Origin of the sequence: Steroidobacter gossypii (assembly GCF_016801985.1) — a bacterium.
GTDB classification, from domain to species: Bacteria; Pseudomonadota; Gammaproteobacteria; order Steroidobacterales; family Steroidobacteraceae; genus Steroidobacter; species Steroidobacter gossypii.
In genome coordinates, this window is sequence record NZ_JAEVLS010000001.1 from 584,866 (window position 1) to 599,244 (window position 14,379).

Sequence of the window (14,379 nt, forward strand, 5' to 3'; positions counted from 1 at the left end):
ATCCGGTATCGCTCGGTAGGGGGACCTCCATGCTCATACGCACGCTGTCGCTGCTGCTGCTGGCCGCCACCGCCACCGCCGGCACCAAGCTCGAGACTGTCAACCGCGACCTGTCCGGCGCCCGCACCACCACCATCAACACCTGGGCCCAGGGCGGCATGATGCGGGTGGAGACGCAGCCCAACGAGTCGACCATGATTTTCAAGGACGACACGATTTACGCCATCAGCCACAAGGACAAGAGCTACATCGCCATGGACCGCGCCTCCATGAAGAGAATGGCCGAGCAGCTCAATCCGGCCCTGCAGATGCTCCAGGAGCGCATGAAAACCATGACGCCCGAACAGCGCGCGCAAATGGAAAAGATGCTCGGCGGTCAGCTCCCCGGAGGGGCGGAGAAAAAGCAGGAAATCAAGCGCACCTCACGCAATGACAAGATCAACGGCTACAGCTGTACTTTTGTCGAAGTGCGCGAAGACGGCGTGCTCACCGACGAGCTGTGCGTGGTCCCCGGCAACGCCATGCAGGGCTCGGCCGAACTGATGGCGTCCGCCCGCAAGCTCGCCGCCGTGATGGACGAGATGTTGTCCAGCGTGGATATGCCGTGGCTCAAGCAAATGTCACAGAAACAAATGCAGAACTTCGAGGCGCTTGGCGGCATCCCGGTGATGAGCCGGCACTTCCAGGACGGCAAGCCACAAAGCGAGACCACGCTGAGCAATATCACCAGCGAGGCCTTCGCCGCGACCGTGTTCGAAATCCCGGCCGGATATACCAAGAAAGACATGCTGGCGCCGCGCTAAGATCGTCTCGCCGACATTGACGGAGATAGCAGTGAATCAAGACATCCAGCAGCACGTCCTCGCCCTGCACGCCAGGCTCGAGCGCCTCGACCGGGACGAGATCGACTCGGCCACGCGCGATGCGCTCATGCTGCTGCTCAACGATCTGACCCGACTGCTGGGTGCGGCGTCCCTGGATAACGAAGACCATCCGCTCACCGAGCGGCTCGAGCAACTCGCGGTGAGTTTCGAAGCCGAGCATCCTGCGGTCGGCACCGCCGTGCGCCAGCTGATCGACGCGCTGGCCAAGGCCGGAATCTAGGAGGCGCGATGTACGACCAAAGCAATGTATTCGCCAAGATCCTGCGCGGCGAAATCCCGGCATTCAAAGTTTATGAAGACCAGCGCTCGCTGTCTTTCATGGACGCCATGCCGCAGTCCGACGGCCACACGCTGGTGATTCCCAAAGTCGAAGCGCGCAATTTCTTCGACATCGCGCCGGACGCGCTCGCCGATCTGATCAAGGCGACTCAATACGTCGCCAAGGGCGTGCAGCAGGCGTTCAAGCCCGACGGCATGCGCATCATTCAATTCAACGAGCCCGCCGCCGGTCAGACGGTGTTTCACATCCACTTCCACATCGTGCCCTGCTACGAAGGTCAATCGATCCGGGGACACGGGCGCGACTGGGCGGATAAGGCAGTGCTGGCCGAGCACGCCGAAAAGATACGCGCCGCGCTCGCCACGCTGCCGCCTCGCTAATCGCACCGCTGTTTCGTACGGCAATACTCATCGCTTCGACATCATGAGCCAGAAGATCTACAAAGTTCCCGAAGACTTCGCCGCGCTGGCGCATCTGCGCCAGGCCGACTACCAGCGTCTGTATCAGGAATCGGTGCGCGACCCGAACAGCTTCTGGGCGCGCATCGGCCGCCGACTCGACTGGATCCAGCCGTTCGCCAAAGTCAAAGACACCAGCTTCGACGAGCACGACTTTCGCATTCGCTGGTATTACGACGGCAAGCTCAACGTGGCGGCCAACTGCCTCGACCGCCATCTGACCAAGCGCGGCGACAAGACCGCGATCATCTGGGAAGGCGACGATCCGAAGCTGTCCGAACACATCACCTATCGGCAGCTGTACGAGCGCGTCTGCCAGTGCGCCAATGCGCTGAAGTCGCTCGGCGTCAAGAAGGGCGATCGCGTCACGATCTACATGCCGATGATCCCCGAAGCAGCCGTCGCCATGCTGGCGTGCGCGCGCATCGGCGCGATTCATTCGGTGGTGTTCGGTGGCTTCTCGGCCGATTCCCTCGCGGGGCGCATCGCCGACTGCGGCTCTTCGGTGGTGATCACCGCCGACGAAGGCATTCGCGGCGGCAAACGCATTCCGCTCAAGACCAATGTGGATCTGGCGCTGACCATGCCGAACACCGACTGCGTCAAGCACGTGCTGGTGGCGCGACGCACTGGCATTCGTGTGCCGATGTACGCCGCGCGCGATCGCTGGTTCGACGATGTCGTGAACTCGCAGCCGAAGGAATGTGCGCCGGAGGTGATGGACGCGGAGGATCCGCTGTTCATTCTTTACACCTCGGGATCGACCGGCAAGCCCAAGGGCGTCCTGCACACCAGCGGCGGCTATCTCGTGTACGCCGCGATGACTCACGAACTGGTGTTCGATCTGCGCGAGGACGACATCTTCTGGTGTACCGCCGACGTGGGCTGGGTCACCGGCCATAGTTATGTGGTGTACGGACCGCTTGCGAACGGCGCGACCACGGTGATGTTCGAAGGCGTGCCGAACTATCCGGACTGCGGACGCTTCTGGCAGGCCGTGGACAAGCACAAAGTCACATTGTTCTACACCGCACCCACGGCGATTCGCGCGCTGATGCGCGAAGGCGAAGAACCTGTGAAGGAATGGTCGCGCAGTTCGTTACGATTGCTCGGCACCGTCGGCGAGCCGATCAACCCCGAAGCATGGGAGTGGTATCACCGCGTGGTCGGCGACGGCCGCTGCCCGGTGGTGGATACGTGGTGGCAGACGGAAACTGGCGGCATCCTGATTTCACCGCTGCCCGGCGCGATCGATCAGAAACCCGGCTCGGCGACGCTGCCGTTCTTCGGCGTGAAGCCGGCGATCGTGGACAACGAGGGCAACACGCTCGAAGGCGCCTGCGAAGGCAATCTGATTCTGACCGACAGCTGGCCGGGACAGATGCGCACGGTGTTCGGCGATCATCAGCGCTTCATTGATACTTACTTCAAGACCTTCCCCGGGCGCTACTTCACCGGCGACGGCGCGCGCCGCGACGAGGATGGTTATTACTGGATCACGGGCCGTGTCGACGATGTTTTGAATGTCGCCGGCCATCGTTTGGGCACGGCGGAAATCGAGAGCGCCATGGTGGCGCATCCGAGCGTCGCCGAAGCGGCGGCGGTGGGCTATCCGCACGACATCAAAGGTCAGGGCATCTATGTCTATGTGACTTTGATCGCCGACGCGCAGCCCAGCGAGGCGCTGCGCACCGAGTTGCGTGACTGGGTGCGTAAGGAGATCAGCCCGATCGCCACACCCGATTTGATCCAATGGGCGCCGGGCCTGCCGAAGACACGCTCCGGCAAGATCATGCGGCGAATCCTGCGCAAGATCGCGGCCAACGAGCACGATCAATTAGGTGATATTTCCACGCTCGCCGATCCTTCAGTGGTCGAGAACCTGGTGCGCGAACGCATGAACCGCCCCGCCGCCGAGCTAGCCGCTGCTCAGCAGGTAGCGGTCGAGCCGGCGAAAGCGCCTGCCAAGAAGAAGAAAAAGAAGGTCGTTTAAAGACGCCGCCAATTCGAAGCGCCTCAGGTACATGGATGTACCGCCGCCTCCGGCGACCGGCGAGCGACAAAAAGTCACGCCTTTTTGCCTGCTCGCCCGCGGGGCCGGGCAGGGCTCGGCGGTGCCTCAGCGAAGCATCGCTTCGCTCCGCCGGGCCGGTGGCCATGGATGGACACCCCGGGCTTGAGCGCAGCAGGGACTGCGCAACTCAATGCCCGGATCCCGCGTCATCAAAACAGCCTGCCCGCGCCGGCGAGGCGCGGGGCGTAGAAGTCGTCGTCGAGCATGCGCAGCTCGACGGATCGGCCGGTTTGTGGGGCGTGCACGAAGCGTCCTTCACCGGCATAGATCGCAACGTGAGAGATGCGGCCCTTGATCTTGAAGAACAGCAGGTCGCCCGGCTCGATCTCGTCCACATCCACCGGCGTCGCCGCCGAGTACTGCTCGGCGGCGGTCCGGGGCACGAGTATTCCCAACTGATCGTGAATGAAGCGCACCAGCCCGCTGCAATCGAAGGTGGTCGGTCCATTCCCACCCCATTCATACGGTGAGCCGAGCAATGAGATGGCTCGGATCGCGACTTCGTTGCCGACCGTCGTAGCCGGCGCGACCGGCGGGCGAACCTCTGTCGCTGTGGGCGTCTGCGGGACATAGGGCTGCGGCACGGCGCACCCCTGCAGCGTAACGATCACTGCGAGCAATGCGAAGCTGAATGTCGGTGCTGTGAAACGGTTCATGGCGCTACCGTCAAAAGCATGCCCGAGATCGAGGCTATGAGCCAAGCGCTGAACACGCGATGAACTTGCGTGGCCAGCGAAATTCCTGCACCGGTGATACTGTTGCGGCCTCTGAAAGCTTATGGAATCCCTCGATCTCATGCTCCGACGCTCCATCTCACTCCTGCTGCTGATGTCCGCTGCTGCCGTTCCGGCCGCGGAGCGAGGGGCTTGGAACGAGGTGAAGCCGGAGATCATCCGCAGTCACGTTGAATTTCTTGCAGCCGATTTATTGGAAGGGCGCGCCACCGCCTCGCGCGGCCACGACATCGCCGCGGCATATGTCGCAGCACAGTTCCGGCAGGCCGGCCTGCAGCCGGCCGGCGATGACAACAGCTATCTGCAGAAAGTGCCTTTGCTGGAAGCAACGCCGGTGCTGCCAGGTTCCTCGGCCGAACTGGTCCGCGACGACGACACACGCAATTTCGAGTACGGCATTCATTATCTGCCGAACGCCGATTTCACCTCCGCGAGCTCCACGCTGAGCGCGCCGCTGGTGTTCGTGGGCTTCGGCATCGACGCGCCCGAACTCGAACACAACGATTTCGAAAATATCGATGTGAAGGGCCGCATCGCGGTGATCTTCAGCGGCGCGCCGGCCAGGTTCTCCAACGAGAAACGCGCCTATTACTCCTGGGAAGAAAGAAAGCTCAGCACGCTGGTGGACAAAGGCGCAGTTGGTGTCATCACCATCGATTCATCCGCTGATATCAAACGCACGCCGTGGGAACGGCGCGTTGCGATGAGCTGGATTCCACAGATGCGCTGGCTCGACGCGGGTGGCGCGCCACAGAACGCGTTTCCCGCGCTCAAACTGCGTTTCCGTTTCAATCACGACGCGGCCACGCAGTTGTTCGAGACGGCGCAAAGCAATTTCGCCGCAGCGCTGGCCGCATCGGACGAAGGCACACCGCAAGGCTTCGAGCTGCCGGGCATGCTGACTTTGTCCGCCACCACCGGCCTGCGCAAAACCGAGAGCGCCAATGTCGTCGGCATGCTTCCCGGTTCGGATCCCCAGCTGAAAAACGAATACGTCGTGGTCACCGCGCATCTGGATCATCTCGGGCGCGGCACGGCGGTGAACGGCGACTCTGTTTATAACGGCGCGCACGACAACGCGGTCGGCATGGGCATCATGCTCGAGCTCGCGCGAGCGCTGCACGCGTCCAATGCGAAGCCGCGCCGCTCGGTGCTGTTCGTGGCCGTAACCGCTGAAGAGAAAGGCTTGCTCGGCTCGGACTTTTTCGCGCACCAGGCCGAGGTGCAGGAAAAGAAGCTGGTCGCCAACATCAACATGGACATGCCGCTGACCTTCGAGCCGGTGCAGGACTTCGTCGCGCTCGGCGCTCCGCACTCGAGCTTGGGAGCGGTGGCCAAACAAGCAGCCGCCGCCGAAGGCTATCGCCTGAGCGCCGACGCCGCGCCCGAGCTGGTGAGGTTCATTCGCAGCGATCAGTTTTCGTTCATTCGTCGCGGCATTCCGGCGCTGGTGCTGGGCGCCGGCTATCAGCCGCGCAATCCGAGCGTGGATCTGGACGAGCTGCGGCGCGAGTTTCTATCGGCGCATTATCATCAGCCGAGCGACGATCTGACGTTGCCGATCCATTATCCGACCGCCGCCGACCTGGCCCGAATCAATCTGCGCATCGTGCTGGCAGCGGCCAATTCGAGCTCGGCGCCGCGCTGGACCCATGGCGATTTCTTTGCGGAGAAATTCGCCGCGGACAGGTAAGATTTACTCACGTGGCCTCTCAAAGCACCGCTATCAAAAGGATGAACCCCATGCCGGACCTGGATGCAGTCAAGGACATCGACGTAGACGCCGCCGATCTGAAGGAGCTGAAACAAAGCTTCGACGCCTGCGACAGCAACGCCGACGGCTGGATCGTGCATCAGGAGTTCAGCGCGCTGTTGCGCTCGCTGGATCAGGACCTGTCCGAGGACGAATGCCTGCTCGCCTTCGAGCTCACCGACGCCGACGGCGACGGCTCGATCTCGTTCGAAGAGTTCATGGGCTGGTGGACTGAATAGCGCGCCCGTCGAGCGCGATCGGGGATTTTGTCAAAGACAACCCCGCAGCAATATGTGATATGGCTCACACGCGCCCCCCGCATGGCGCGTGACGTAATGCTCATTCCCCGCATGAACCGGGGGCTTACTGCTTTCCCCTAGTCGAACATCCAGGAGGTTGCCCCTAACCTAGCGCGCTGCTCGTGCCGATAGCGCTGAGTAAGGAGACTTCATGAGCAGCGAAATGAGTGAACAGATGCGCCACCAGTTGCGCATCGGCGACCCGGTCCGCCTCAAAGACAGCGACGTGGATCTGCGTGGCGACGTCTGGCAGTTGCGCACCGGCCGCTACGTCGTGGTGCGCTGGCAGGACGAATGTCGCAGCACTCATTCCGAAACGGCCGTCGAATACGACGCCTCGCGCAGCCGCGCCGAGTGGAGCCGCAACATCAGTCATGAGGACCGCGAGCGCTCCTAGCGTCTGACAGGAAGGCGCCGGATAAAAATAGGCCGCGCTCGAATGAAGAGCGCGGCCTTGAAGTGCGCAGCCGTCAGCATGGTGTCCGATGGGTTCTCAGCGGGTGCCCCCATCGTCCTGGGGAGGTCCATGTAACGAGTTGCGCAGGGTTCGGTTGATCGGTGCGTTAATCCTTGTCGAGGTCCGTTCGCATCACTGGCGTCGCATCGCTGGTCGATAATCCGGCAGAAAGGATCCAAGCAGTGGTCGCACAACGCACGACCGGACGCGCAGGATCCTGAGTATGTTCCGTCATGTGGCTGCGGTTTTATTTCGGCAGTTACTCACTGGCAGCTCAGGCCGCGTCGATCTGCAGCAATACCTCGCGTACCTTGTGAAACTCCGAAGCCTTGTCGAAGAAATGATCCGCGCCACACTCGCGGCTCGCAATCCGGTAATCATCGGATGGATGATTCGTAACCACGATCACGGCCTCGGGTCGGCTGCGGCTTGCCCTTAATTGCTTGAGCACCTGAAAGCCGCTACCGCCGCGTAGCTGGATGTCGAGAATCAGTACCCGGGGTTGCGCCAGTCGCATCCCTTCCAGCGCAGCGGCCACGGCATCGGCGCTCCCCACCACCTTGGCGTTTGGGATATCGCCCACGGCTTCCACCAGGCGCTCCATGACCGCAGGCGAGTCCTCAACGATGTAGATCGTCAGCTCGGATCCAGCCATGACTCGCGCCTGGGCAGGAGGGGAGCCTTCCGTCCGCTCATCCCCGCTCTCCAGCTAGTACCGACCTCACTCCACCAGTTGATTGCGGACCGCGTAGGCCGCGATCTCGGCGTTACTGCGCATGCCCATCTTTTCCAGGATGCGCGCCCGATAGGTGCTCACGGTCTTGACGCTGAGCCCGAGCTCGTTAGCCATCACGGCCGGCGAGACGCCACGCGCAATACGCGTGAACACCTGCAGCTCGCGCTCCGACAGCCGGTTGTGCATCGGGCCTTCTTCGTCCGCCGCACACTCCGACGCCAGCAGCTCGGCGACCAGCGGCGTGATGTAGCGACGGCCGGTGCCGACCGCACGCACGGCTTTCACCAGCTCTTCGGGCACGATCATCTTGGGCACATAGCCGTTGGCGCCGGCGCGCATCAGACGGACGGCGAAGCTGCGCTCCGGATGCATGCTCAGCACCAGGATCGCCAGCTCCGGCTGATCGCGCTTGAGCTGCTTCAGCAGATCGATGCCGCTCTGGCCGGGCAAGGTGATGTCGAGCACCACCACGTCGACCTGCAGGCCGTTGCGCAACTGTTGAGTCGCGTCCTCGGCCGAGCCGGCTTCGGCGACCACCTGGAGATCCTGCTCCTCCGCCAGCATCTCGCGCACACCGGCGCGGAGAATGGCGTGGTCGTCGACGATCAACACGCGAATCGGCGTATGCATGGCCTGATACGCGTCCCTGGCTTCATTTTCCCGAGAGCCTACTTCGTTGGGATTCAACATCGCTGCGGTACCTCGGTCATGGCTTCACGGAGGTCGCCCCCCTGCAAGGTGGTAATGGCCACGTCCTGACCGTCACTGAGACCGTAGTCCATGGCCAGACCCTGCGCGCGGTATGCATTGAGGCGGTTGTAAAGAGTCTTCAGACTCACCCCCAGCAACGCCGCCGCGCGCGTCTTGTTTCCACCGCACTTCTGAAGCGTGGCAAAGATCATCCAGCGCTCGACGTCGGCGAGGTTGGTGCCTACCGGAATGCGTAGCGCAACCGGCGCTTGCGCATGATTGCGCTCGCCGCGCTCGACACTCTCGGTCGACAGCTCCTCGTTCGACAGCTCGTCGCCCGGATGGGCCTCATCGCCGTAGTTGGCGCGATGATCACTGTGGGTTGCCCTCTCGACATGATTCTCCATGCGAACGCTCCTGACGGTCAGCTTTACACTTGGTGGCCCGATGGATCACAACGGCGTCAGGGCGAGGAAAAGTTCCCCACAAAGTGAAGTTCGTACCGTCAGACGTTTCCTACGTACTGACCCGGACCCCTGGTTTTGGCCCCCACAGACCCGACGCCCGGAACAGATTTCCCGTCGCAGTCCCCAAGCGCTCCGCGGTGTCAGGCGGAGATCGCGGCGGGGTTGCTGGCGGGGATGAAGGCTTCGACGATGGTGCCGGTGCCCTCTTCGGGGCGGCGGATTTGGAATTTGCCGCCCATCTGGCGCATTCGTTCGCGCATGCCGACCACGCCGTGGGATTTGGGTTTGCTGAGTGACTCTTCGGCCACGCCGACGCCGTCGTCGATGATGCGCAGACGGACGCCGCCATCTTCGCGCGCCAGAATGATGCGAACCCGGGTGGCCTGCGCATGCTTGGCGATGTTGGTGAGCGATTCCTGCGCAATCCGATAGAACGCGATCGACCGCGCCGGATCCAGATCGTCGAAATCCTCCTGCACATCCACCTCGCAGGGCAGCCCGGTGCGACGCGTGAACTCGCGACAGTGCGAGCGCATGGCGAACGCCAGGCCCAGGTTGTCCAGGTGACTGGGCCGCAAGCCTTCGATCACTTCGTGCTTGAGCTCGACAGTCTCGGTCAACATCTGCAGCACCCGTTGCAGCCGTTCCTTGATCTCGCGCGTGCTCTCCGGCAGGCGACGCTGGATCCAGTTCAAGTCCATGTTGATGGCGGTGAGATTGCTGCCCAAGGTGTCATGCAACTCGCGCGCGAGCTTGGCCTTCTCCTCTTCCGAAACGCGGATCAGATGTTGTGAAAGCTCGGTGAGCTCGGCAGTGCGCTGTTCGACCTGCTCGTTCAAGGCTTGATTGGCCTGCAGGATGGCGTTCTCGGCCTTCTCACGATCGCGCACATACTTGCGCAACAGTTTGTTGAGACCGATCAACACCGCCACTGTCACAACCGTGGTGAGCAACGCCAGCCCGCCAGCGACGAGCAGATCTCGCAACACCTCGCGGCGCAAAGCTTCGATGCGTGCATCTTCCTCCGCGACCATTCGATCGACGATGCCTCGCACGCGATCCATCGTGGTCGTGGCTTGCTCGGTGCCTGCGACATCGGCGGTGCCATTCGGGCCCGGCTGCGGACTGCGGCTGATTGTCGCTTTCAGGCGACTGATGGCGGCCGCGGTGAGTTGCTCCAGCTCGCCGATGTCTTGTTGTCGGGCCGGGTTTTCCGAGGTGAGATTGCGCAGCTTGTCGATTTCGGTGCGCCAGCTGCGCATCGCCACGTAATAGGGTTCCAGATATCCGGTCTGACCGGTGAGCAAATAACCGCGCTGGCCGCTCTCGGCCGCCGTGAGCACTGACTGAAACGAGCTCAGCGAGCGTTTGATTTCGTAGGAGCGAGCATATTGCGCATGCGAATCCATGGTGGCCGCGGTGTTGATGATCAGCAGCGTGGCGTTGACCATCAGCAGCGCGATCGAAATCACGATCACGAGGCGCACGTGCAGGGGCACGCCTCCGGTCGCCGCCGGCGGCTTGTTCACCGTTGCATTCGGAGAATGCCCGCTGTGAGTTGCGTCGACCATGGCCTCCTGCAGGCAATGAGACAGTCGTGGCTGCAACGGCTGTGTACATTTCTTGGTTCCTTGGTCAGATGTTGCCGTCGGACAACGCCCATGTCGCCATTCAGTCGCGCAGGTCACATATACACGCTCGTGCAACAACAGGACGATCACTTGACGCAGCGCGCCGCGTGTGCGCGGAACCTTGCATTTCATCGGCACGTTATCGACGCGAATTCCGCGCGCTGCCAAGCGCTTGCACCCACTGTGGGGGAACTGACCGTTTGGCAGGGGGATTGAATCGTGGAGCGCGCGGATCACCAGTAACTGTTTCGAGGGCATGCACATGAAGAGCAATGTTTGTTATTTGATTCTTGCCGCGGCAGGTCTGGCTCTGGCGGGCTGCAACAAGGCCGAGTCGCCAGCCGACGTTCAACAGGACGTCGCCAGCGCTCAGCAGGAAGCTCAGCGCGATGTGACGGATGCGCAGAACGAGGCCCAGGAGTCCATGGCCGACGCGCACGAAGATGTGATCGACGCGCAACGGGACAATAACGCCGACGCCGTGGCCGATCAGGCTCGCGACGCCAGCGAGACCGCCGCCCAGGGCGATTTCAAAGTCGCTGTAGCCCGCGCCGAAGCCACGCATAAAATCGCGGTAGAGAAATGCGATGCGCTGCAGGGCACGGCTCAGGAAGACTGCAAGGAGCGTGCGGACGCCGATCTGGAAAACGCCAAGCGTGCGGCCGAGGCTCGCCGCGACGGCGCGGGTTGATAGATCTCAAAGGTAGATTGTCAGGCAGATTTCAGGAACTCATCAGTTCAGGAGCGATGGATATGGCACGGCAAAACACGGCGGCATTGTTGTTGGCCGCAATCATGGCCTCGACGGTCGTCGGATGCTCGTCGACTCCGACGCAGCAATCGACCGGCCAGGCGATCGACGACGGCGTCGTCACGGCCAAGGTCAAGGCCAAGCTGATCGAAGATCCGGTGACCAAGGCGCATCAGATCAACGTCGAGACGTTCAAGGGCACGGTGCAGTTGAGCGGCTTCGTCGAAACCGATCAGGCTCGCACCCGGGCGCTGCAGCTGGCCCGAGACGTCGACGGCGTGAAGAGCGTCAAGGACGCGCTGGAGATCCGCAAAGGCGGCTGATTTGCGAGCGGATAGCAGCAAGGGCGGGTGAGTAATCACCCGCCCTTTTTGTTGTCCGGACGATGCCAAATGGCGACAGCAAGCGCTGAATCCGAAACTTCGCCGACTGCGTATACTCCAGCGCTTCGCCTTCGAAGCGTCCACTTTCCACGAGGAATGGCATCGATGAAGAAACTTTCTACTCTGGCGTTGGCCACCGCCGCCGCGGTGATGTTCAGTAGCGCCCCGCTGACCGCGGCCCAGGCGGACGAAGCCAAGGTGAAGTGCGAAGGCGTGAATGCGTGCAAGGGCACCAGCGCCTGTGGCACCCAAGCCAATGCCTGCGCCGGCAAGAACGCCTGCAAGGGTCAGGGCTTCCTGATGCTGACCAAGGCGGAATGCGACGCCGCCAAGGCCAAGCTGAAGAAATAACTTCGGCTCCGGCCCGGTCTGATGAACAGGGCGGCGCGACATCTCATGGCGCCGTCGCGCCGCTTCCTGTTCCAGCCTGCGAGCGTTCCGTGTCTAAATCGTCTGCTCTACCCTCTCTTGGATTCGGCCTCGGCGTTCGCCCGGCGCACTACGAAGCGTTGCTGGGCGAGCGCCAGGGCAGCGTCGGCTGGCTGGAAGCCCTGACTGAGAACTATCTGGTCCCCGGCGGCAAACCGCTGCACTACCTGGAGCGGTTGCGCGCCGAATACCCGATCGTGCTACATGGAGTGTCGCTGTCCATCGGCAGCGCCGATGCGCTGAACGAAACCTATCTCGCCGAAGTGAAAGCCCTGGCCGATCGCGTCGAGCCGGCGTGGGTGTCCGATCATCTGTGCTGGACCGGCGTCGACGGCGTCAATCTGCACGACCTCATGCCCATGCCATTCACCGAGGCGGCCTTGCGGCACGTCGTGTCGCGGATCGCTGCCGTTCAGGAACGACTCGGCCGCCGGCTGGTATTGGAGAACGTGTCCAGCTACGTGAGCTTCACCCACTCGGACATGACCGAGTGGGAATTCCTCCGTGAAATCGCCCTGCGAGCCGACTGTCACCTGCTGCTGGATGTGAACAACGTGTATGTCAGCAGCGTGAACCACGGCTTCGATCCCATGGCCTATCTGCGCGGCATTCCGGTGGAGCGAGTCCAGCAATTTCACCTCGCTGGTCATCGCAATATGGGCGACTATCTCATCGATACGCACGATGCGCCGGTCTGCGAGGAGGTGTGGCAACTGTTTCACGCGGCCGTGGAGCGCTTCGGCCCGGTGTCGACCATGATCGAGCGCGACGACAATATCCCCGAGATCGATGTGTTGCTCGCCGAGCTGGATCGCGCCCGCGAGATCACGGCGGCCGCACAAGCCTCCAGGTCGGCGGCATGAGCGACGCGCGCGCCTTGGCCGAATTGCAGCGTGACTTCCAGCGCCATGTCATGCATGGACAAGAACGCATCATCGAGGCCGTCGGCGGAAGCCCGAGTGTGCCGGCAAGCGTTCGCCTGGGCATCTATTCCGAAGCGTATCGGCTGCGACTCACCGATGCGCTCGCAAGCACCCTGCCCCGCCTGCAACAGCTCATGGGCAAGGAGCCGTTCTCGGCGACCGCCCTCGAATATATCGACCTGTGTCCGTCCAGCTATCCCTCCATCCGCTGGTTCGGCGATCAGCTGCCGCGCCTGTTGCGACGTTCGTTTCCGGAGCAACCGTGGCTGGCCGAACTCGCCACTTGGGAATGGACCATCGCCGCGGCGTTCGACGGTCCGGATGCAGAGCCTGCGACGGTCGCGACACTGGCGGCCGTGGCCCCCGAGCAATGGCCAACGCTGCAGTTTCAGTTCCATCCGACCGTGCAATGCCTGCAGCTGCAGAGCAACGCGCCGCAGCTGTTCAAGGCGCTGACAGAAGAAACCCTGCCACCGCCCCCGGTGGCGCTCGAGCAGCCGCAAGCCTGGCTGATCTGGCGCGAAGGGCTGAAGACCCAGTACCGCTCGCTCGAAGCCGACGAGCACGCGGCTCTGGAAGTCATGCGTGCGGGAGGGACGTTCGAAGCGCTCTGCGACACCCTGTGCGCCTGGCATGAAGCGGAAGCGGTGCCCGCGCAGGCGGCGAGCATGCTCAAGCGCTGGGTGGTGGATCAAATGATCGTCGGAGTATCCTAGCGGCCCGAAACATTCCGGGCCGCGTACCCATGTCCTTTGTTTTTCCGCCGCCGGCGCCGCCCGGCGTGGCTATCGTCGGACGTACCGAGCGCTTTCCCGTGCACCGCATTTATTGCGTGGGTCGCAACTACGCCGCGCACGCCCGCGAAATGGGCAATGACCCGGAGCGCGAACCGCCGTTCTTCTTCACCAAGCCCGCGGACGCGGTCGTACCGAGCGGCACGCAACTGCCATTCCCCTCGCGCACCGGCGACTTGCATCACGAAATCGAGTTGGTGGTCGCCATCGACACTGGCGGCGCAAACATCGGCATTTCACAGGCGCTGTCGCACGTGTTCGGCTACGCGGTGGGGCTCGACCTCACCAGGCGGGACTTGCAGGCCGCAGCGAAAGACAAAGGACGACCCTGGGACACCGCCAAGGGCTTCGATCGCTCCGCGCCCATCGGCGCCATCACTCCCATAAAAGACGCGCAGCTCAACGGCAGCAAGATCTGGCTGAAGGTCAACGGCCAATTGCGCCAGCAAGGGGCGCTATCGGACATGATCTGGAGCGTCCCGGAAATCATCGCCGAGCTATCGACCTTGTTCGAGCTGTGTCCCGGCGATCTGATTTTCACCGGCACGCCCGCGGGCGTCGCGGCCATCAAGCCCAACGACCGGCTCGAAGGCGGCGTCGACGGCCTCGAATCTCTTCTCGTGACTCTGATCTAAC

At 62.6% G+C, this 14,379-nt stretch carries 17 protein-coding genes and 1 pseudogene; 13 read left to right on the forward strand and 5 right to left on the reverse strand.

The window, feature by feature from the left end:
• Positions 1-29: 29 nt before the first annotated feature.
• From JM946_RS02635 to acs, 4 genes and pseudogenes are all read left to right on the forward strand, one after another.
• Entirely contained in the window at positions 30-803 is a 774-nt protein-coding gene (locus JM946_RS02635; protein ID WP_203165579.1) for a DUF4412 domain-containing protein, read from the forward strand.
• A gap of 31 nt (positions 804-834) precedes the next feature.
• Entirely contained in the window at positions 835-1,104 is a 270-nt protein-coding gene (locus JM946_RS02640; protein ID WP_203165580.1) for a DUF4404 family protein, read from the forward strand.
• 8 nt (positions 1,105-1,112) lie between these two features.
• The gene (locus tag JM946_RS02645) at positions 1,113-1,544 is read left to right on the forward strand and encodes an HIT family protein (RefSeq protein WP_203165581.1); all 432 of its coding nucleotides are present in this window, start codon (positions 1,113-1,115) and stop codon (positions 1,542-1,544) included.
• Positions 1,545-1,587: 43 nt separating this feature from the next.
• Positions 1,588-3,528 (forward strand): annotated as a pseudogene (gene acs / locus JM946_RS02650) (acetate--CoA ligase); the annotation flags it as partial.
• A gap of 317 nt (positions 3,529-3,845) precedes the next feature.
• Here the strand turns inward: acs and JM946_RS02655 are convergent.
• Entirely contained in the window at positions 3,846-4,352 is a 507-nt protein-coding gene (locus tag JM946_RS02655) for a C40 family peptidase (protein WP_203165583.1), read from the reverse strand.
• 139 nt (positions 4,353-4,491) lie between these two features.
• On the opposite strand from JM946_RS02655, the gene JM946_RS02660 reads away from it, so the two are divergent.
• The 3 genes from JM946_RS02660 (at position 4,492) to JM946_RS02670 (ending at position 6,879) form a co-directional block, all read left to right on the forward strand.
• Positions 4,492-6,123, forward strand: coding sequence for a M28 family metallopeptidase (locus tag JM946_RS02660; protein WP_203165584.1), 1,632 nt, complete (start codon positions 4,492-4,494; stop codon positions 6,121-6,123).
• Between the two features lie 50 nt (positions 6,124-6,173).
• Complete coding sequence (locus JM946_RS02665) at positions 6,174-6,422, forward strand: EF-hand domain-containing protein (protein ID WP_203165585.1); 249 nt, start codon at positions 6,174-6,176, stop codon at positions 6,420-6,422.
• A 211-nt stretch (positions 6,423-6,633) separates the two neighbouring features.
• Positions 6,634-6,879 carry a hypothetical protein gene (locus tag JM946_RS02670; protein ID WP_203165586.1) on the forward strand — a complete coding sequence of 82 codons (246 nt, stop codon included), beginning with the start codon at positions 6,634-6,636 and terminating at the stop codon, positions 6,877-6,879.
• A gap of 334 nt (positions 6,880-7,213) precedes the next feature.
• On the opposite strand, the gene JM946_RS02675 is transcribed toward JM946_RS02670, so the two are convergent.
• From JM946_RS02675 to JM946_RS02690, 4 genes are all read right to left on the reverse strand, one after another.
• A complete protein-coding gene (locus JM946_RS02675; protein WP_203165587.1) occupies positions 7,214-7,594 on the reverse strand; it encodes a LytR/AlgR family response regulator transcription factor in 381 nt (126 codons plus the stop codon).
• Positions 7,595-7,660: 66 nt separating this feature from the next.
• On the reverse strand, positions 7,661-8,305 hold the full coding sequence (locus JM946_RS02680) for a response regulator (protein WP_407700502.1): 645 nt from the start codon (positions 8,303-8,305) through the stop codon (positions 7,661-7,663).
• Between the two features lie 53 nt (positions 8,306-8,358).
• A complete protein-coding gene (locus JM946_RS02685) occupies positions 8,359-8,772 on the reverse strand; it encodes a helix-turn-helix domain-containing protein (protein WP_203165589.1) in 414 nt (137 codons plus the stop codon).
• 200 nt (positions 8,773-8,972) lie between these two features.
• On the reverse strand, positions 8,973-10,403 hold the full coding sequence (locus JM946_RS02690; protein ID WP_203165590.1) for a CHASE3 domain-containing protein: 1,431 nt from the start codon (positions 10,401-10,403) through the stop codon (positions 8,973-8,975).
• Positions 10,404-10,725: 322 nt separating this feature from the next.
• On the opposite strand from JM946_RS02690, the gene JM946_RS02695 reads away from it, so the two are divergent.
• The 6 genes from JM946_RS02695 to JM946_RS02720 all read left to right on the forward strand — a co-directional run bounded on the left by JM946_RS02695 (position 10,726) and on the right by JM946_RS02720 (position 14,378).
• Positions 10,726-11,154, forward strand: coding sequence for a hypothetical protein (locus JM946_RS02695; protein ID WP_203165591.1), 429 nt, complete (start codon positions 10,726-10,728; stop codon positions 11,152-11,154).
• Positions 11,155-11,216: 62 nt separating this feature from the next.
• Positions 11,217-11,537, forward strand: coding sequence for a BON domain-containing protein (locus JM946_RS02700; protein ID WP_203165592.1), 321 nt, complete (start codon positions 11,217-11,219; stop codon positions 11,535-11,537).
• A gap of 165 nt (positions 11,538-11,702) precedes the next feature.
• Complete coding sequence (bufA2, locus tag JM946_RS02705; RefSeq protein WP_203165593.1) at positions 11,703-11,948, forward strand: BufA2 family periplasmic bufferin-type metallophore; 246 nt, start codon at positions 11,703-11,705, stop codon at positions 11,946-11,948.
• Positions 11,949-12,037: 89 nt separating this feature from the next.
• Complete coding sequence (gene bufB / locus JM946_RS02710; RefSeq protein ID WP_322110887.1) at positions 12,038-12,889, forward strand: MNIO family bufferin maturase; 852 nt, start codon at positions 12,038-12,040, stop codon at positions 12,887-12,889.
• Positions 12,886-13,665: an HvfC/BufC N-terminal domain-containing protein gene (locus JM946_RS02715; protein ID WP_203165595.1), complete on the forward strand. Its 780-nt coding sequence runs from the start codon at positions 12,886-12,888 to the stop codon at positions 13,663-13,665. Before bufB ends, JM946_RS02715 begins: the two co-directional genes overlap by 4 nt.
• A 29-nt stretch (positions 13,666-13,694) precedes the next feature.
• On the forward strand, positions 13,695-14,378 hold the full coding sequence (locus tag JM946_RS02720) for a fumarylacetoacetate hydrolase family protein (protein ID WP_203165596.1): 684 nt from the start codon (positions 13,695-13,697) through the stop codon (positions 14,376-14,378).
• Position 14,379 lies beyond the last annotated feature (1 nt).